The organism is Delftia sp. 60 (genome assembly GCF_002754395.1).
In the GTDB taxonomy this organism is placed as follows: Bacteria; Pseudomonadota; Gammaproteobacteria; order Burkholderiales; family Burkholderiaceae_C; genus Comamonas; species Comamonas acidovorans.
The window spans coordinates 2,194,918-2,211,603 of the sequence record NZ_PEFD01000001.1; the positions used below are offsets into that span (position 1 = coordinate 2,194,918).

Consider the following 16,686-nt stretch of genomic DNA (forward strand, 5'->3'; position numbering starts at 1 on the left):
TTTCTGCTCCCGGTAAACCCTGTTGCGGCAGTCGCGCCAACCCGTTTTGGTGCGCATCGCCTGCCAGGGCGGGAGTGCCATGGTGCATTGCAAGATGGATGCCAGCCGCCTGGCAAGCGCCAGGCACCGTGCTGGTGCCTGGCGGCAGCTACCGCGCGGCTTGGGCGTGGTTCGGGCGCACGGCATGGGCTGCGGCGGTGCATGTGCCCCGATGCGGTGCCTGGGCGCAAAAAAGCCCGGCGGCGCCGGGCTTGGGTGTCAGGCCTTGATGCGGGCCGTCAGATGGTCAGGCCGTCAGGTCGCACAGCATGCGCGCAATGACCTTGGTGGCGCGGCGCAGGTCCTCCAGCACCAGGCGCTCGTCGGCGCGCTTGGCATGGGACTCCAGCACGGTGCGCGGGCCGGCGCCGTAGATCACGCCGGGAATGCCGCGCTCCACGTACAGGCGCACGTCGGTGTACAGCGGCGTGCCCACGGCCGGGGGCTTTTCGCCGAACACGGCTTCGCCATGGGCCTGGATGGCGTCCACCAGGGGCTTGTTGCCCGCCAGCGGCGTCATGGCATTGGCCAGCAGCAGGCGCTTGATGTCCACGCGCACGGCATCCTCGCCCGTGTAGCCGCCCTTGGCGTTGAAGTCGGCAATGGCCTGGGCGATGACGGCGCGGATGCTGGCCTCGACCTCGGCCGGGTTCTCCTCGGGGATCATGCGGCGGTCGATCTTGAGCACGACCTTGCCGGGCACCACGTTGGTGTTGGTGCCGCCTTCGATGCGGCCGATGTTCAGGTAGGGGTGCTTGATGCCCGGCACCTTGGAGGTCACCTGCTGGTACTTGGTGTTCTCGGCGTACAGCGCATTCATCAGCACCACGGCGGCCTGCAGCGCGTCCACGCCCGTGTGGGGCACGGCGGCGTGGGCCATCTTGCCCTGCACGGTCACTTCCATCTGCAGGCAGCCGTTGTGGGCGGTGACGACTTCGTAGCTGAAGCCGGCCGCGACCATGAGGTCGGGTTGGGTGAGGTTGTTGGCCAGCAGCCAGCCGGGGCCCAGGATGCCGCCGAATTCCTCGTCATAGGTGAAGTGCAGTTCCACCGCGCCCTTGGAGGGCCGGGCCACGGCTTCGAGCGCACGCACGGCGTAGGTGAAGGTGGCGAAGTCGCTCTTGCTCACGGCGGCGGCGCGGCCGTAGAGCTTGCCGTCCTCGATGGCGGCGCCATAGGGGTCCTGGGTCCAGCCTTCACCGGGCGGCACCACGTCGCCGTGGGCATTCAGCGCAATGGTCAGGCCGCCGCCGGCGTCACCTGCGCTGCCGTAGGGGCGGCGCACGATCAGGTTGGTGATGGACTCCATGCCGTAGGCCTTGACGTCGGCCTCGGGCACGGTGTGCTTCTCGGCCTCGTAGCCCAGGGTCTTGAGCAGCTCGGCCGTGCGCTCGGCGTGGGGTGCGTTGTTGCCGGGCGGGGTGTCGGTCGGAACCTGGACCAGGGCCTGCAGGAATTGCACCTCTTCATCGAAATGCTGGTCGATCCAGGCGTCCAGGGCGGCGTAGGTGGCTTGCTTGTCTTGGTTCATGTCGGTCATTGCTGCTCTTGGGCCAGCTGGTTCAGTACGTGGGAGAAGGCATCGACGGACAGTTGCATGTCGTCGGCGGTGGAGCTTTCCAGCGGGTTGTGGCTGATGCCGGCGTTCAGGCCGCGCACGAACAGCATGGCCTGGGGCATGATTTCGTGCAGCTTCATGGCGTCGTGGCCGGCGCCGCTGGGCATGCGGTACAGGGGCACGCCCAGGGCGTCCACGGCGGCTTCCCAGCGCTGCTGCCATTCGGGGGCGCTGGGGGCGGCGGCGGCCTTCATGGCCAGCTCGGTGCTGTAGCGCAGGCCACGGCGCTGGGCGATGGCCTCGATCTCGGCCAGGATGTCGGCCACCATGGCGTCGCGCTGCTCGTTGGTGGGCGCGCGCAGGTCCAGGCTGAACTGGCAGCGGCCGGGAACCACGTTCACCGAGCCGCTGGGCACATTGAGCTGGCCCATGGTGGCCACCGAGGTGCCGTCGCGCGCGGCGCGCTTTTCGATGTACAGCGCCAGCTCGGCCACGCCGCAGGCGGCATCGCGGCGGCGGTCCATGGGCGTGGTGCCGGCGTGGCTGGCCATGCCGATCATCTCGCAGATGTAGCGCGCGCTGCCGTTGATGGAGGTGACGATGCCCAGCGGGATGTCCAGCTCGTTGAGCACCGGGCCCTGTTCGATGTGCACTTCGATGAAGCCCAGGTAGCGGGCCGGATCGCGCTGCAGCTTGGGGATGTCGTCAATGCACAGGCCGGCATGCTGCATGGCCTCGCGCAGGGTGATGCCGTCGGCGTCCTTTTGCTCCAGCCATTCCTGCTTGAAGTCGCCGATCAGCGCGCCCGAGCCCAGGAAGGTGGCCTTGTAGCGCTGGCCTTCCTCTTCCGCAAAACCCACGACCTCGATGTGGAACGGCAGGCGCTTGCCCTGGCGGTGCAGCTCGCGCACGCAGGCCATGGGCACGAAGATGCCCAGGCGGCCGTCGTACTTGCCGCCGTTGCGCACGGTGTCGTAGTGGCTGCCGGTCAGCAGGGTCTTGGCGTCCTCGGTGGCCGCCTTGTAGCGGCCCACGACGTTGCCCACGGCGTCGATCTCGACCTCGTCGAAGCCGCAGTCGCGCATCCAGTGGCTGATGCGCTGGGCACAGGCGCGGTGGGCATCGGTCAGGTAGGTGACGGTGAGCTGGCCCTTTTCGGCATAGCCGGGGTCGCTGTGCTGGGCCAGCTTTTCCTGCCAGTCCCAGACATCGTTGCCCAGCTCGGGCGTATAGCCGAACTTGTCGTTCAGGCGGATCTCGGCAATGCGGTGGATGTTGCGCAGCGCCTCGCCCAGCTCGAAGTCGGGGTGGTTGTGCAGGCGGCGCTCGAAGGTCTCGATGATCTCGGCCTTGGCCAGGCCCGCGCCGCGCGGACCGCGCACGGCCAGGATGAAGGGAAAGCCGAAGCGCTTGCCGTACTCGGCGTTGAGCTTGCGGATGTGCTCCAGCTCCTCGGGCGTGCAGCGGGTCAGGCCGGCCTTGTTCTGCTCGTTGGTGGATTCGGCCGTGAGCGTGTTGGTCTCCATGGCCTTGCCGGCCAGCTCCGGGTGGGCGCGGATCAGGTCGAGCTTGGCTTGCACCGGCGCCTTGTCCAGCACCTGGGCCATGGCGTACTTGATCTGTGCCAGCGAGCGGAAGGGGCGCTGGGCCAGCGCGGCCTCGGCAATCCAGGGCGAGTGTTCGTAGAGGCCGTCGAGCAGACTGGCGGCGGTGGCCAGGTCGGCGGCGTTGAGTTGTTCCAGCGTCAGAGCCATGCTGCGTTATTCCTTGTCGGGATGGTGGTGCGCCCAGTGGCGCGCGAGGTCGATGCGGCGGCAGACCCAGACCTTGTCGTGCCGCTGAATGTGGTCCAGAAAGCGCTGCAGTGCCGTGATGCGGCCGGGGCGGCCCAGCAGGCGGCAGTGCATGCCAATGCTCATCATCTTGGGGAGTCATCGCCGGCCGGATCGCCCTCGGCGTAAAGGGCGTCGAACGTGTCCTTCAGGTATTGGAAGAACGGGTCGGCGTGCGAGTAGCCCTGGGGCAGGGCGAAGCGCATGTCGTTGCAGTCCAGCGTGTAGGGCACGATGAGCTGGCTGCGGGTGCTGCCGTCGCTCTTGCCGACCTTCATCCAGAAGGGCAGGTCGTCGCCGTAGTAGTCGCTGTCGTAGGCGAAGCGGCCGTCGTCGGCCACCAGGCGGTGGGTGTTGGGGCTGTCGCGGCCCGTGTACCAGCCCAGGCCGTGGTCGCCATCGTGGCCGTACAGCTCGCCGAAGATCTCCATGCACTGCTGCATGTGCTCGCGCTCCACCTCGGCGGGAACGCCCTGGTAGTGGATCCACTTGAGGCCGTGGCAGGCCACTTCATGGCCCAGCTCGTCGAAGGCCTGGGCCAGCTCGCGGTGCTTTTGCAGGGCCGTGGCCACGCCGAACACGGTCAGCGGCAGGCCGCGCTTCTCGAACTCGCGCAGGATGCGCCAGACGCCTGCGCGCGAGCCGTATTCATAGATGCCTTCCATGCTCATGTGGCGCTCGGGGTAGGCGGCCGGGTTGAACATTTCGGACAGGAACTGCTCGCTGGCGGCGTCGCCGTGCAGCACACAGTTCTCTCCGCCCTCTTCATAGTTGAGGACGAACTGCACGGCCACGCGGGCCTGGCCTGGCCAGCGGGCGTGGGGGGCGTGCGACCGTAGCCGATCAGGTCGCGGGGATAGGGGGCAGTGGCGTCGTAGGTCATGCGGATACGGAGGAAAGGGCCATCGAAAGATCGCTGGTCGGCATGTCGCGGTCGAAGGTCAGGCCGGCTTCCACGTGGTCCAGGTGCTGCTGCATGAGCTGCACGGCGTGGTCGGCGTCGCCGCCGGCCAGGGCCGTGACGATTTCGGCATGCTCGTCATGGGAATGCTCGGCAGCCGTGCTGGACTGGTACATCAGCGTGATCAGCGCGCAGCGCGAGATCAGCTCGCCCAGCAGCTGGGCCAGCACCTCGTTGCCCATGAGCTCGGCCATGCGCACGTGGAAGTCGCCCAGCAGCTCGGTACGCTGGCCGACGTCGTTGCCGTCCATGGCCTTTTTCTCGGCCGCCACGTGCTGCCGCAGCGCGCGGATCTTGGCCGGCGTGCTCTGGGCGATGAAGGCGCGCACCATCTCGGCTTCGAGCATGCGGCGCACGGCGAAGACCTGGCGCGCCTCGTCCACCGAGGGCGTGGCCACGAAGGCCCCGCGCGCGGGTTCGAGCCGGATCAGGCGGTTTTGCGACAGCTGGAACAGCGCCTGGCGCACCAGGGTGCGCGAGACGCCGAAATGGTCTGCCAATTTCTGCTCGGCCAGCTTGGTGCCGGGCAGAAGACGGTGTTCGACGATGGCCCGGGTCAGGCTCTCGACAATGAAACTGGTGGTGGAAGTCTCCATTCAGCCATCATAGCGGCTGGTCACAAGAGTTGTATACAGTTTCTGTCTACTGCTTATTGGCGTTTCCCCGCATACGGCATCCCTTTTCAGAAACCGGGCGCGGCCGTATCGAAGTGCCGTGCCAGGTGCTCCACAAAGCGCTGCACGCGCTGGGTTGCCGCATGCCGCTGCGGATAGACCACATGGATGTCGGCCGGCGCCGTGGCATGGTCGGCCAGCACCTGCACCAGGCGGCCGCTGCGCAGGTAGCGGGCGACATCCCATTCGGCGCGCATGACGATGCCCAGGCCGGCCAGGGCCCAGCCCACGGCGATCTCGCCATCGTTGGTGCTCAGGCTGTCGCGCAGGCGGATGGCCTCGGTCTTGCGGCCGGGGCCGTTGTGGGTGAAGCGCCAGACGCCGTGGGTGTCGTCGCCCTGGCGGATGTCGATGCAGTCGTGCTGCATCAGCTCGCGCGGGGTGGCCGGCGTGCCGCGCCGTGCCAGGTAGGCGGCAGACGCGCACAGCAGCCGCCGGTTGGGCGCCAGGCGCCGCGCGATGACGCGCGCGTCCGGCGGCTCGCCAAAGCGTATGCACAGGTCGAAGCTGTCATCGACCAGGGGCGGCGGCGAGGCCGACAGCTGCAGCTGTACCTGGATCTGCGGGTGCCTGCGCACGAAGCTGGCGATCAGCGGCGCGATATGGCTGCGCCCGAATCCCAGCGTGGCATTGATGCGCAGCAGGCCCTGCGGCTGCCCGGGCATGCCGGCCACGGCCTGCTCCATGGCGGCAATGTCGTCCAGGATGCGCCGCGCATGGGCCAGGTAGGTCTGGCCCTCATCGGTCAGGCCCAGGCGCCGCGTCGTGCGGCTGACCAGTTGCACGCCCAGCCGCGCCTCCATCTGGGACAGGCGCTTGCTGGCCGCCGGCGTGGTGATGCCCAGCTCGCGGGCCGTGGCCGACAGGCTGGCGCTGCGGGCCAGCAGGCAGAAGAAGGCCATCTCCGATGGCGCTGAGACGGGTGTGCTCATTGTTGAATCAAAGTGAACGATGCCATCACTCTAGAGGCGCGCGCGGCGTTGTTCCATCGATAGATTCACGGACAAGGCCATGGATCCGCATGGCGCTTCATCCACCGCAATCCAAGGAGCCCTCATGACAAAGACATACCGCATCGCCTGCATTCCCGGCGATGGCATCGGCAAGGAAGTGGTGCCCGCAGGGCAGGAGGTGCTGCAGGCGCTGGCCGAAACCCAGCCCGGCCTGGGCTTTGCCTTCACCAGTTTCGGCTGGGGCGGCGACTGGTACCGCGCGCACGGCGAGATGATGCCGGCCGACGGGCTGGACGCGCTGCGCGGCCAGGACGCCATCCTGTTCGGCTCGGCCGGCGACCCGCACATTCCCGACCATGTCACGCTGTGGGGCCTGCGCCTGAAGATCTGCCAGGGGTTCGATCAGTACGCCAATGTGCGGCCCACGCGCATCCTGCCCGGCATCGATGCGCCGCTCAAGCGCTGCGCGCGAGAGGATCTGGACTGGGTCATCGTGCGCGAGAACTCCGAAGGCGAATACGCGGGCGTGGGCGGCCGCGCCCACCAGGGCCATCCCATCGAGGTGGCCACCGACGTGAGCATGATGACCCGCGCGGGCGTGGAGCGCATCATGCGCTTCGCCTTCCGCCTGGCGCAGTCGCGGCCGCGCAAGCTGCTGACGGTGATCACCAAGTCCAACGCCCAGCGCCATGCCATGGTGATGTGGGACGAGATCGCGGTGCAGGTGGCCGCCGAGTTCCCCGACGTGCGCTGGGACAAGGAATTGGTGGATGCGGCCACGGCGCGCATGGTCAACCGCCCGGCCTCGCTGGACACCCTGGTCGCCACCAACCTGCATGCCGACATCCTCAGCGACCTGGCGGCCGCGCTGGCCGGCAGCCTGGGCATTGCGCCCACGGGCAACATCGACCCGGAGCGCCGCTATCCCAGCATGTTCGAGCCCATCCACGGATCGGCCTTCGACATCATGGGCCAGGGCCTGGCCAACCCCGTGGGCACGTTCTGGAGCTGCGTGATGCTGCTGGAGCACCTGGGCGAGCATCGCGCCGCGCAGCGCCTGATGCAGGCCGTGGAGCAGGTGACGGCCGATGCCGCGCTGCACACGCGCGACCTGGGCGGCAAGGCCACCACGCGCCAGGTCACCGACGCGGTCTGCGCACGGCTGCGCGCGCAGACCGCCGAGGCCCAGGCCGAGCCCGTGCCTGCCTGAGCGCGCGCTGCATGGTCCGATAACCCACAAAAGAACAGACAGGAGACAAACCATGAACCGCATCACCAGGGTTGCCGCAGCGTGCGCGCTGGCCGCCGCCGCCATTCCAGCTGCCATGTCTTCGGCCTGGGCCCAGGCCTGGCCGGCGCGCCCCGTCAACCTCATCGTGCCGTTTCCCGCAGGCGGCACCACCGACGTGCTGGCACGTGCGCTGGGCCAGGAGCTGTCCAAGAGTCTGGGCCAGCCCGTGGTCGTGGAAAACCGCCCCGGCGCGGGCGCCACCCTGGGCGCCGACCATGTGGCCAAGGCGAAACCTGACGGCTACACCCTGCTCATGGGCGCCGTGCACCACACCATTGCCACCAGCGTCTACCGCAGGCTGGGCTATGACTTCCAGAAGGACCTGGCGCCCATCACCGTGGTGGCCGTGGTCCCCAATGTGCTGGTGGTCAATCCGCAGGTGCCCGCCAAAACCGTGCAGGAGCTGCTGGCCCAGGCCCGGGCCCAGCCCGGCAAGCTGGCCTATGGCTCCAACGGCGCGGGCACGGGCCAGCACCTGATCGGCGCGCAGTTCGAGTCCATGGGCGGCGTGGAGTTGCTGCACGTGCCCTACAAGGGCAGCGGGCCGCTGACCACGGACCTGCTGGGCGGGCAGATTGCCATGTCCTTCGATACCGTCACGCCTGTGCTGCCCCACATCAAGGCCGGCAAGCTGCGCGCGCTGGCCGTGACCACGGCCCGGCGCTCGGTGGCCCTGCCCGATGTGCCCACGCTGGACGAGGCCGGCCTCAAGGGCTTCGACATGGGCACCTGGTTCGGCGTGCTGGCACCGGCCGCCACGCCCCGCGAGGTACTGGCGCGGCTGGGAGCGGACATGAACCGCATCATCGAGTCGCCGCAGTTCCGCAGGAAGATGGAAGAGATAGGCGCCGAGCCCATCGGCGGATCGCCCGAGCAGATGGCGCGCCAGATCCGCGACGACACCGACCGCTTCGCCAGGCTGGTGAAGGATGCCAAGGTGGCCCTGGATTGAGTTGAGTTGGCGCGAGGAACGAGGCCGGGCGAATCAGTTGTGACTTGACCGCATGCCACCGCCGGTGCAGGAAATTCCATAATGCCCGGCGGAGACAACACACCATGACCAGCACCACGGACCTGCACCTCACCGATCCCCAAGCCTTTCTGCTCGACCTCTACCGCGCTGCGGTCAAGGATGCGCAGCCCCTGTACAGCATGGCCCAATGCCTGCCAAAGCCTCCCAAGGGCCGCACCCTGGTGCTGGGCGCGGGCAAGGCCGGCGGCTCCATGGCCCAGGCGCTGGAGGCGCTGTGGCCAGCGGACGCGCCGCTGTCCGGCCTCGTGGTCACGCGCTACCACCACATCCCGCCGCGCCCCGAAGGCCTGGCGCAGCGCATCGAGGTGGTCGAGGCCGCCCACCCCGTGCCCGATGCGGCAGGCCTGGCCGCCGCCGAACGCATCCTCGCGCTGACCGAAGGGCTGACCGAGGACGACCTCGTGCTGTGCCTGATCTCGGGCGGCGGCTCGGCCCTGCTGACCCTGCCGGCCGAAGGCATCGACCTGGAGGAAAAGCAACGCATCAACCGCGCCCTGCTGGAAAGTGGAGCCGCCATCGGCGAGATGAACTGCGTGCGCAAGCACCTGTCGCGCATCAAGGGCGGGCGCCTGGGCGCGGCCTGCGCACCCGCGCGCGTGGTCACGCTGACCATCAGCGACGTGCCGGGCGACGACCCCTCCATCATCGCCAGCGGCCCCACCGTGCCCGATGCCAGCAGCTGCGCCGACGCGCTGGCCATCCTCACGCGCTACCGCATCGACGTGCCTGAATCCGTGCGCCGCGCGCTGGAGGCGGGCGAGCTGGAAACACCCAAGCCCGGCGACGCGCGCTTCGACGGCCACGAGGTCCACATGATCGCCACGCCCCAGCACTCGCTGGAGGCGGCCGCACGCGTGGCCGAGGCCGCAGGCCTGCGCACCCATGTGCTGTCCGACGAGATCGAGGGCGAATCGCGCGAAGTCGCCAAGGTCCACGCCGCCCTGGCGCGCGCCGTGGCCCGCCACGGCCAGCCGTTTGCAAAGCCCTGCGTGATCCTGTCCGGCGGCGAGACCACGGTCACGATCCGGCAGCGCCCGGCCGGCACGCCCAAGGGACGCGGCGGCCGCGCGGGCGAGTTCTGCATGGGCCTGGCCCAGGCCCTGCAGGGCAGGACAAGGTCTGGGCGCTGGCGGCCGATACCGATGGCATCGATGGCGTGGAGGACAACGCGGGGGCGCGCGTGTCACCGGATACGTTGGCGCGGGCCCAGGACCAGGGCATGCGGATTGCCGAGTACCTGGACCGCAATGATGCGTATGGGTTCTTTGATGCGCTGGGGGATCTGGTGGTGACCGGGCCCACGCATACCAACGTGAACGACTTTCGGGCGATTCTGGTTCTCTAGGTTTTTGCTCCTGCCGGGTGGTTGTTTTTCGAGGCCGGGACGTGCGCCCGGCCACTTGTTTCAGGCTCGCCTGTTTCAGGCGCTCACGCCCCGCGCGGCAGCGTCTCCCACCATTCGGCATCGAACCGCCCCTGCAGGAAGGCGATGAAGGACTGCACCTTCTGTGACACCAGGCGCGGCGAGGGGTAGACGGCGTGGATTTCCTGCTCGGGCAGGCGGCAGGTCTTGAGGACTTCGACCACGCGGCCGGCTTCCAGGGAGTCATGGGCCACGTAGCGGGGCAGGGCGGCGATGCCCATGTGCGAGCGTGAGGCCGCCAGCAGGGCCGAGAGGTTGTTGGAGCGCAGCCGGCCCGTGACCGCCACCGAGACCGGTTCTCCGCTGGCGTTGCGCAGGCGCCAGATGTCGTTGCCTTGCACGCTGCTGTAGATCAGCGTGGCATGTTCCTTGAGGTCGGAGGGGCGGCGCGGCGTGCCGCGCTTGCGCAGGTAGGTGGGCGAGGCCACCAGCACCCAGGGGTTCACGCCCAGCGTGCGTGCGCCCAGGCTGGAGTCGGCCAGCTTGCCCAGGCGCAGGGCCACGTCGATGCCGTTGGCCACCAGGTCGGTGTAGCGGTCCTCGAAGCTCAGGTCGACCTGCACCTGGGGGTTGTGCGCCATGAACTCCAGCGCCAGCGGTATCAGCACGCGCCTGCCAAAGGCCACCGAGCTGCCAATGCGCAGCTGGCCCTGCACCTGCGTCTGTCGCACCTGGACCACCTTGTCGGCCTCGGCCACGTCGTTGACGATGGCCTTGCATTTCTCGTAGTACAGCGCGCCCGCTTCGGTCAGGCTCACGCCGCGCGTGTTGCGGTTGAGCAGGCGCACCTTCAGGCGCGCTTCCATGGCTGCGATCTGCTTGGTGACCGTGGGCTGGGTGGTGGCGAATTCGTGCGCGACCTTGGTGAAGCTGCTGGTCTCCACCACGCGCACGAACATGTGCATGGCATCGAGTCTGTCCATGGCGCTGTCTCCTTTTTCATTGGTAGTTATTCCTGTGCGGAATAAATTTTATGGTCTGCGCAGGCGTTCCGCCAATCGGCCTGTCTGCCTAGAGTTGACTCCAATTTGAAGGAGACCTCCCATGGCAAAAATGAAAGCAATCGAAGCCGCAGTCCGCGTGCTGGAAAAAGAAGGCGTGACCGTCGCATTCGGCGTTCCCGGTGCCGCCATCAACCCGCTGTACGCAGCGCTCAAGGACCATGGCGGCATCGGCCACATCCTGGCGCGCCACGTCGAAGGCGCAAGCCACATGGCCGAGGGCTACACCCGCGCCGTGGCCGGCAACATCGGCGTGTGCATCGGCACCAGCGGCCCGGCCGGCACGGACATGATCACGGGCCTGTACTCGGCCAGCGCGGATTCGATTCCGATTCTCTGCATCACGGGCCAGGCGCCGCGCTCGCGTTTGCACAAGGAAGATTTCCAGGCCGTGGACATTGCCTCCATCGCCAAGACCGTGACCAAGTGGGCCACCACGGTGCTGGAGCCGGCCCAGGTGCCGCGCGCCTTCCAGCAGGCCTTCCACCTGATGCGCTCGGGCCGCCCCGGCCCCGTGCTGATCGACCTGCCCATCGACGTGCAGCTGGCCGAGATCGAGTTCGACATCGACACCTACGAGCCCCTGCCTGTCTACAAGCCTGCCGCCACGCGCAAGCAGGTGGAAAAGGCCATCGCCATGCTCAACGAGTCCGAGCGTCCGCTGCTGGTCTCGGGCGGCGGCGTGATCAATGCCGATGCGTCCGAGCTGCTGGTGGAGTTCGCCGAGCTGCTGGACGTGCCCGTGATTCCCACCCTGATGGGCTGGGGCACCATCCCTGACGACCACCGCTTGATGGCCGGCATGTGCGGCCTGCAGACCAGCCACCGCTACGGCAATGCCAACATGCTGGCCTCCGACTTCGTGCTGGGCATCGGCAACCGCTGGGCCAACCGCCACACGGGCTCGGTCGAGGTCTACACCAAGGGCCGCAAGTTCGTGCACGTGGACATCGAGCCCACGCAGATCGGCCGCGTGTTCGCGCCCGACTACGGCATCGTCTCGGATGCCGGCGCGGCGCTCAAGCTTTTCGTGGAGGTGGCGCGCGAGTGGAAGGCGGCCGGCCGCCTGAAGGACCGCAGCGGCTGGGTGGCCGAATGCCAGGCCCGCAAGAACAATGTGGAGTACCTGCGCAAGACCAATTTCGACAACGTGCCCATGAAGCCGCAGCGCGTCTACCAGTGCATGAACCGCAGCCTGGACAAGGACACCTGCTATGTCTCCACCATCGGCCTGTCGCAGATTGCCGGTGCGCAGTTCCTGCATGTCTACAAGCCGCGCAACTGGATCAACTGCGGCCAGGCCGGCCCGCTGGGCTGGACCGTGCCGGCCGCCCTGGGCGTGCGCGTGGCCGACCCGGCCCGCAAGATCGTGGCGCTGTCGGGCGACTATGACTTCCAGTTCATGATCGAGGAACTGGCCGTGGGTGCGCAGTTCAAGCTGCCCTACATCCATGTGCTGGTCAACAACAGCTACCTGGGCCTGATCCGCCAGGCGCAGCGCGCCTTCTCCATCGACTACTGCGTGCAACTGGCCTTCGACAACATCAATGTCGACGACAAGGAAGAGTCCAAGGGCTACGGCGTGGACCACGTCAAGGTGGTCGAGGGCCTGGGCTGCAAGGCCATCCGCGTGCACCGTCCCGAGGACTTCGCGCCCGCCATGCAGCAGGCCGAGGCCTGGATGGCAGAGCACCGCACGCCGGTCGTCGTCGAGGTCATCCTGGAGCGCGTGACCAACATCTCCATGGGTGCCGAGATCGACAACGTGATCGAGTTCGAGGACCTGGCCGCAGCGCCTGCCGACGTGCCCAGCGCCCTGGCCCTGCTGGACTGAAGCAAGGCACCCCCTGAGCGGCTGCGCCGCTTCCCCCTCTCTTCGGAGGGGGACGACGCCATCGCTGCGGGGCGGCCCTTGCCTGGCATCCCTGGCTGGCGCTGCGCCAATGCCTGCATTGCGGACGGTGCAGGCACTCGGGGGTTCCGATTTCCATTGCCCCTTGGGCATTTTTACCGGCGGGGCGCCTTGCGTGCCCTGCCGCTCCCAACCCACCAAACGACTACCGGAGACTTCTGACATGCCCCGTTTTGCTGCCAACCTCAGCATGCTGTTCACCGAGGTGCCCTTCCTCGACCGCTTCGAGCGCGCGGCGCGCGCCGGCTTCGAGGCCGTGGAATTCCTGTTTCCCTACGCCCACACGGTCGAAGAGATCAAGGAGCGCGTGGACGCCCACGGCCTGCAGATCGTGCTGCACAACCTGCCGGCCGGCGACTGGGATGCGGGCGAGCGCGGCATTGCCTGCCATCCCGACCGCGTGGACGAGTTCCGCGCCGGCGTGGCCAAGGCCGTGACCTATGGCCATGCGCTGGGCGTGCCCCAGCTCAACTGCCTGGCCGGCAAGGCGCCTGCCGGTGCCGATGCCGCGCTGCTGCGCCGCACCTTCGTGGACAACCTGCGCTTTGCCGCATCGGCGCTGAGCGCGGCCAATCTGCGCCTGCTGATCGAGCCCATCAACCCCTTCGACATTCCCGGCTTCTACCTGAACCGCACGGACGAGGCCCTGTCCATCCTCGACGAGGTGGGCGCGCCCAACGCCTTCGTGCAGTACGACATCTACCACGCCCAGCGCACCGAGGGCGAACTGGCGGCCACGCTGCAAAAGCACCTGGCGCGCATCGGCCACGTGCAGCTGGCCGACAACCCGGGCCGCAACGAGCCGGGCACGGGCGAGATCAACTACCCCTTCCTGTTCGCGCACCTGGACCGCATCGGCTACCAGGGCTGGGTGGGCTGCGAGTACAAGCCCGCGCGCGATACCGAATCGGGCCTGGGCTGGCTGGACGCCCACACCAGCGTGCGCGCGGCAGTCGCCGCCTGAGCGCCGCCAAAGTTTTTTTCAGCTTTTCAAAAACGACAAGGAGTACACAGCATGAATGCATCCTCTCTCAAGCTTGGTTTCGTGGGCCTGGGCATCATGGGCGCGCCCATGGCGGGCCACCTTCTGACGGCAGGCCACCAGCTGTTCGTGAACACCCTGGGCAAGATCCCCGCGCAGATCGCCGAAAGCAGCGCCACCCAGTGCACCACCGCGCGCGGCGTGGCCGAGCGGGCCGACATCATCTTCCTGATGCTGCCCGACACGCCCGATGTCGAGAAGGTGCTGTTCGGCGAGGACGGCGTGGCCGCCGGCCTCAAGGGCAGCAGCGGCAAGGTGGTGGTGGACATGAGCTCCATCTCGCCCGTGGCCACCAAGGACTTCGCTCGCCGCATCGAGGCCATCGGCGCCCAGTACCTGGATGCGCCGGTCTCCGGCGGCGAGGTGGGCGCCAAGAACGCCACCCTGTCCATCATGGTCGGCGGCCCCGAGGACGTGTTCGCGCGCGTCAAGCCGCTGTTCGAGCGCATGGGCAAGAACATCACCCTGGTGGGCGGCAATGGCGACGGCCAGACCGCCAAGGTGGCCAACCAGATCATCGTGGCGCTGAACATCGAGGCCGTGGCCGAGGCCCTGCTGTTCGCGTCGCGCGCTGGTGCCGACCCGGCCCGCGTGCGCGAGGCGCTGCTGGGCGGCTTTGCCTCGTCCAAGATCCTGGAAGTGCATGCCGAGCGCATGATCAAGCGCACGTTCGATCCGGGCTTCCGCATCTCGCTGCACCAGAAGGACCTGAACCTGGCCCTGAGCAGCGCGCGCCAGCTCGGTGTGTCCCTGCCCAACACCGCCCAGGCCCAGGAGCTGTTCAACAGCTGCGTGGCCCACGGCGGCGCGAACTGGGATCACTCGGGCATGGTGCGTGCGCTGGAGATCCAGGCCAACTTCGAAGTGGGCCAGAAGGTCCAGGCCTGATGGCCGGCCTTTGAGACAACGATTGGTGGGAGGGCGGCCTTGCGCCGCCCTGTTGTGAAAAGCCGCGCTCGGCAACGGGCGCGGCTTTTTCTTGCTTCAATAGCCCAGCGTCTGCCCGTCGGGGTTGCGCGGGTCGGAGGCGCCGTAGAGCATGCCGTCGCGCAGCTCGATGGTCTGGGTGCGGCCCATCGACGCCTTCACGGCAACGTTGTGGCCGCGCGACTTGAGCAGGGCCACGGTGTCGGGGCTGATGCCCTTTTCCACGCGCAGCTCATCGGGCGTCCACTGGTGGTGAAAGCGCGGCGTGGCGGCGGCCTCGGCCGGGTTCATGCCGAAGTCGATGGTGTTGACCACGGTCTGCAGCACGGTGGTGATGATGCGTGCGCCGCCGGGGCTTCCGGTGACCAGCACGGGCTTGCCGCCCTTGAGCACCATGGTCGGCGTCATCGACGACAGCGGGCGCTTGCCTGCGGCCACCGCATTGGCATCGCCGCCGACCAGTCCATACGCGTTGGCCACGCCGGGCTTGGCCGAGAAATCGTCCATCTCGTTGTTGAGCAGGATGCCCGTGCCCTTGGCCACGATGCCGCTGCCGAAGTTGGTGTTCAGCGTATAGGTCACGGCCACGGCGTTGCCCGCCTTGTCCACCACCGAGTAGTGCGTGGTCTGGTCGCTCTCGTGGGGCTGGGGCTTGCCGGGCCGGATGTCCTTGCCGGCGCGCGCCTGGTAGGGGTCGATGCCGGCGGCCAGTGCCTCGGCATAGCGCTTGGAGGTCAGGCCCTTGAGCGGCACGGTCACGAAGTCGGGATCACCCAGGTATTCGGCACGGTCGGCATAGGCCAGCTTCATGCTTTCCGCCATGTAGTGGATGCTCTGCGCGCTGTTGACGCCCCACTGGTTCATGGGCCAGCGTTCCATCATGTTGAGGATCTGGATCAGGTGGGCGCCGCCGGAGGACGGAGGCGGCATGGTCACGATCTCGTAGCCGCGGTAGGTGCCGCGCAGCGGCTCGCGCTCGGCGACCTTGTAGCTCTTGAGGTCCTGCAGCGAGAGGGCGCCTGCATGCGGCGCCATCTCGGCCGCGATCTTGCGGGCGATGGAGCCTTCGTAGAACACCTTGGAGCCCTGCTGGCCGATCAGGCGCAGCGACTGCGCCAGGTCCTTTTGCACCAGACGGTCGCCGCGCTTGAGGGGCTCGCCGTTGCGCCAGAAGATGGCCTGGGTGGCGGGCCACTGGCCCATGTTCTTCTTTTCCTGCTCCAGGATCTTGGCCAGGGTCTCGCTGACCGCAAAGCCCTTGTCTGCCAGCTTTGCGGCCGGTGCAATCACCGTGGACAAAGGCAGCGATCCCCATTTCTTCAGCGCATGCTCCATGCCGGCCACGGTGCCGGGCACGCCCACGGCGTAGTGGGTGTAGAGCGATTTGCCGTCGATGACCTTGCCATCCGCACCCACGTACATGTCGCGCGTGGCCTTGGAGGGCGCAACCTCGCGGAAGTCCAGCGCAATGTTCTTGCCGCTCTTGGCGTCATGCACCACCATGAAGCCGCCGCCGCCGATGTTGCCTGCGTTGGGCAGGGCCACGGCCAGCGCAAAGCCCATGGCCACGGCGGCGTCCACCGCATTGCCGCCGGACTTCAGGATCTGCAGGCCGATGCGCGAGGCCAGCTCCTGCTCGCTGGCCACCATGCCGCTCCTGCCCACGACGGGATGGAACACATCCATGTCGAAGTCATAGGCGGCGCTGGCGGCCTGGGCCGCGCTGCTCTGCGTGATGGGCGCCGCTGCCGGGGCAGGCGCTGCGGCCACGGGTGCTGGCGCCGCCGAAGCCGCGGGCGGCTGCGTGCTGCTGCAGGCGGCCAGGCTGGCAATGGCCAGCGCCAGGCTGGTTGCAAGCAAGGGGGAGCGAAGTTGCATCGGTATCTCCTTGGCAGATGAAACAGTGGAACAGTGGAACAGTGGAAAAAGAGCGCGCGTCCTGTGCCGCCCTGTGTGCGCCGGCCGGAGGGGCCTGCGGCCAGGGCGGCGGCGGACCACAGTGTAGAAGCATGGCGTCGGCAGCCTCCCCGCGCGCCGGCC

At 67.9% G+C, this 16,686-nt stretch carries 11 protein-coding genes and 2 pseudogenes; 6 read left to right on the plus strand and 7 right to left on the minus strand.

Going from position 1 to position 16,686, the window contains the following annotated elements; genetic code table 11:
* Positions 1–286 precede the first annotated feature (286 nt).
* From CLV01_RS09935 to CLV01_RS09955, 5 genes and pseudogenes are all read right to left on the minus strand, one after another.
* Positions 287–1,579, minus strand: coding sequence for a M20 family metallopeptidase (locus tag CLV01_RS09935; protein WP_012204031.1), 1,293 nt, complete (start codon positions 1,577–1,579; stop codon positions 287–289).
* Positions 1,576–3,351, minus strand: a complete 1,776-nt coding sequence (gene uraD, locus CLV01_RS09940; protein ID WP_099734406.1) for a 2-oxo-4-hydroxy-4-carboxy-5-ureidoimidazoline decarboxylase — start codon at positions 3,349–3,351, stop codon at positions 1,576–1,578. Before uraD ends, CLV01_RS09935 begins: the two co-directional genes overlap by 4 nt.
* Positions 3,352–3,357: 6 nt before the next feature.
* Positions 3,358–4,312: pseudogene (puuE, locus tag CLV01_RS09945) on the minus strand (allantoinase PuuE).
* Positions 4,309–4,986: a GntR family transcriptional regulator gene (locus CLV01_RS09950; protein WP_012204034.1), complete on the minus strand. Its 678-nt coding sequence runs from the start codon at positions 4,984–4,986 to the stop codon at positions 4,309–4,311. Before CLV01_RS09950 ends, puuE begins: the two are co-directional and overlap by 4 nt.
* Positions 4,987–5,072: 86 nt before the next feature.
* Positions 5,073–5,996 (minus strand): LysR family transcriptional regulator, encoded by a 924-nt coding sequence (locus CLV01_RS09955; RefSeq protein WP_012204035.1) that lies wholly within the window; start codon positions 5,994–5,996, stop codon positions 5,073–5,075.
* A 124-nt stretch (positions 5,997–6,120) separates the two neighbouring features.
* Between CLV01_RS09955 and CLV01_RS09960 the strand changes: the two genes are divergently transcribed.
* The 3 genes and pseudogenes from CLV01_RS09960 to CLV01_RS09970 all read left to right on the plus strand — a co-directional run bounded on the left by CLV01_RS09960 (position 6,121) and on the right by CLV01_RS09970 (position 9,686).
* Positions 6,121–7,227 (plus strand): tartrate dehydrogenase, encoded by a 1,107-nt coding sequence (locus tag CLV01_RS09960; protein ID WP_034391100.1) that lies wholly within the window; start codon positions 6,121–6,123, stop codon positions 7,225–7,227.
* Positions 7,228–7,279: 52 nt separating this feature from the next.
* Positions 7,280–8,260: a tripartite tricarboxylate transporter substrate binding protein gene (locus tag CLV01_RS09965; RefSeq protein WP_063326936.1), complete on the plus strand. Its 981-nt coding sequence runs from the start codon at positions 7,280–7,282 to the stop codon at positions 8,258–8,260.
* 104 nt (positions 8,261–8,364) lie between these two features.
* Positions 8,365–9,686: pseudogene (locus tag CLV01_RS09970) on the plus strand (glycerate kinase type-2 family protein).
* Positions 9,687–9,769: 83 nt separating this feature from the next.
* On the opposite strand, the gene CLV01_RS09975 reads toward CLV01_RS09970, so the two are convergent.
* Positions 9,770–10,687 carry a LysR family transcriptional regulator gene (locus tag CLV01_RS09975; RefSeq protein ID WP_099734403.1) on the minus strand — a complete coding sequence of 306 codons (918 nt, stop codon included), beginning with the start codon at positions 10,685–10,687 and terminating at the stop codon, positions 9,770–9,772.
* A gap of 121 nt (positions 10,688–10,808) precedes the next feature.
* Here CLV01_RS09975 and gcl point away from each other — a divergent pair, with 121 nt between their 5' ends.
* The 3 genes from gcl (at position 10,809) to glxR (ending at position 14,607) form a co-directional block, all read left to right on the plus strand.
* Positions 10,809–12,599 carry a glyoxylate carboligase gene (gcl, locus tag CLV01_RS09980; RefSeq protein WP_099734402.1) on the plus strand — a complete coding sequence of 597 codons (1,791 nt, stop codon included), beginning with the start codon at positions 10,809–10,811 and terminating at the stop codon, positions 12,597–12,599.
* Between the two features lie 241 nt (positions 12,600–12,840).
* Positions 12,841–13,641: a hydroxypyruvate isomerase gene (gene hyi, locus CLV01_RS09985; protein ID WP_012204041.1), complete on the plus strand. Its 801-nt coding sequence runs from the start codon at positions 12,841–12,843 to the stop codon at positions 13,639–13,641.
* Between the two features lie 51 nt (positions 13,642–13,692).
* On the plus strand, positions 13,693–14,607 hold the full coding sequence (glxR, locus tag CLV01_RS09990; protein ID WP_012204042.1) for a 2-hydroxy-3-oxopropionate reductase: 915 nt from the start codon (positions 13,693–13,695) through the stop codon (positions 14,605–14,607).
* A gap of 96 nt (positions 14,608–14,703) precedes the next feature.
* On the opposite strand, the gene ggt is transcribed toward glxR, so the two are convergent.
* Positions 14,704–16,524 carry a gamma-glutamyltransferase gene (gene ggt / locus CLV01_RS09995; RefSeq protein WP_099734401.1) on the minus strand — a complete coding sequence of 607 codons (1,821 nt, stop codon included), beginning with the start codon at positions 16,522–16,524 and terminating at the stop codon, positions 14,704–14,706.
* Positions 16,525–16,686: the final 162 nt, after the last annotated feature.

What these genes read in the sequence shown, in the direction of transcription:
- CLV01_RS09935 (WP_012204031.1), bottom strand. Translation starts at nt 1,579, where the DNA reads ATGACCGACATGAACCAAGACAAGCAAGCCACCTACGCCGCCCTGGAC.
- uraD (WP_099734406.1), bottom strand. Translation starts at nt 3,351, where the DNA reads ATGGCTCTGACGCTGGAACAACTCAACGCCGCCGACCTGGCCACCGCC.
- CLV01_RS09950 (WP_012204034.1), bottom strand. Translation starts at nt 4,986, where the DNA reads ATGGAGACTTCCACCACCAGTTTCATTGTCGAGAGCCTGACCCGGGCC.
- CLV01_RS09955 (WP_012204035.1), bottom strand. Translation starts at nt 5,996, where the DNA reads ATGAGCACACCCGTCTCAGCGCCATCGGAGATGGCCTTCTTCTGCCTG.
- CLV01_RS09960 (WP_034391100.1), top strand. Translation starts at nt 6,121, where the DNA reads ATGACAAAGACATACCGCATCGCCTGCATTCCCGGCGATGGCATCGGC.
- CLV01_RS09965 (WP_063326936.1), top strand. Translation starts at nt 7,280, where the DNA reads ATGAACCGCATCACCAGGGTTGCCGCAGCGTGCGCGCTGGCCGCCGCC.
- CLV01_RS09975 (WP_099734403.1), bottom strand. Translation starts at nt 10,687, where the DNA reads ATGGACAGACTCGATGCCATGCACATGTTCGTGCGCGTGGTGGAGACC.
- gcl (WP_099734402.1), top strand. Translation starts at nt 10,809, where the DNA reads ATGGCAAAAATGAAAGCAATCGAAGCCGCAGTCCGCGTGCTGGAAAAA.
- hyi (WP_012204041.1), top strand. Translation starts at nt 12,841, where the DNA reads ATGCCCCGTTTTGCTGCCAACCTCAGCATGCTGTTCACCGAGGTGCCC.
- glxR (WP_012204042.1), top strand. Translation starts at nt 13,693, where the DNA reads ATGAATGCATCCTCTCTCAAGCTTGGTTTCGTGGGCCTGGGCATCATG.
- ggt (WP_099734401.1), bottom strand. Translation starts at nt 16,524, where the DNA reads ATGCAACTTCGCTCCCCCTTGCTTGCAACCAGCCTGGCGCTGGCCATT.